Raw genomic sequence first — 1,492 nt, 5'->3', positions numbered from 1 at the left:
AACTGTAAGTATCAGGATAATTTCTAAATGATTACATTACCAAGTCGCTTTCATTTTGTTTCCGCAGAAACTGAGGAAGCTCTCAAAGCTACCCATAAATTAATTTCCGTTTATGGTCATTCTTCTCTGGAAGAAACTGATATTGTTGTTGCAATCGGTGGTGATGGGACAATGTTACAAACCGTACGGGACGTCATGAATACAGGCAAACCCATTTATGGCATGAATCAAGGTTCTGTAGGATTTCTTATGAATGAATTTCATGAAAAAAAATTACCTAATCGTATTGCTGTCGCTCATAGAAAAGAAATCCATCCCCTGCGCATGATTGCAAAAGCTGAATGTCAAGAATCTATCGAAGCTCTTGCAATTAATGAAGTATCTCTCTTTCGACAATCTTATCAAGCAGCAAAAATTCGTATCACCATTGATAACAACGTGCGCATGGAACAATTAAATTGTGATGGAGTCCTCGTCGCTACACCGGCAGGATCAACCGCTTATAATTTATCAGCACAAGGACCTATTTTACCCCTTATGGCCCCCCTTATGGCTCTTACTCCCGTTAGTCCTTTTCGTCCTCGGCGTTGGCATGGAGCATTGCTTCCCAATACAGTAACAGTGCGCTTTGATATGCTTGAACCTGACAAACGCCCTGTTAACGCTGCTGCTGATAATGTTGAAGTTAAATCTGTCCATTCAGTTACTATTTCAATGGCAACAGAAGTAACAGCTTCAATCCTTTTTGACTCAAATCATTCATGGGATGAACGCATTTTATCAGAACAATTTCGCTATTAATGATTGTATTGTGCGTTTTATGTGTATATGGTTGTTATAGTTAGTTTTTTTGTGAAAGCATCTTAAAACTCTTTAAGAGTGGGGGATATTGGTTATACTCATCATTTAGATAGCAAAATTAAAATCACAGAGCAATTGATAAAAAAATGATACCATCTTTAAACAGTTTTGATGATTTAGGTCTTTCCGCAAAGGTTGTTAACGCTGTAAAATCAGCGGGATATACAACTCCAACACCTATTCAAAGTGAAACAATTCCTCACGTCCTTCAAAGAAAAGACGTTCTAGGAATCGCTCAAACGGGAACGGGTAAAACCGCCTCTTTCGTATTGCCTATGCTCACTCTCCTTGAAAAAGGTCGTGCAAGAGCACGAATGCCCCGTACGCTCATCTTAGAACCAACAAGAGAAATTGCAGCTCAAGTTGAAGAAAATTTCGATAAATACGGAATAAATCATCGTTTAAATGTTGCTCTTTTGATTGGTGGGGTATCTTTTGAACTCCAAGATCGCAAACTTGAACGAGGAGCTGATGTTCTTATAGCAACACCAGGGCGCCTTCTTGATCATTTCGAGCGCGGTAAATTGCTCCTGATGGGCGTTGAAATCCTTGTTATTGATGAAGCTGATCGCATGTTGGACATGGGCTTTATTCCTGATATCGAACGCATCTGTAAACTAACACCTTTTAC

2 protein-coding genes are annotated in these 1,492 nt (G+C 39.3%); both read left to right on the top strand.

Features of this window, described 5'->3' with window-relative positions; all coding sequences use genetic code 11:
- The first annotated feature begins 27 nt into the window (after positions 1 to 27).
- A complete protein-coding gene (locus ACFIO3_RS12960; RefSeq protein WP_375608554.1) occupies positions 28 to 801 on the top strand; it encodes an NAD kinase in 774 nt (257 codons plus the stop codon).
- A 146-nt stretch (positions 802 to 947) separates the two neighbouring features.
- On the top strand, positions 948 to 1,492 hold a 545-nt coding region (locus ACFIO3_RS12955; RefSeq protein WP_375704594.1), incomplete at its 3' end, for a DEAD/DEAH box helicase.

It is taken from the genome of Bartonella sp. AD328YNZD (genome assembly GCF_042196425.1).
Note: the sequence above shows the minus strand (reverse complement) of the source record. Positions and strands in the feature narration are given on the sequence as shown.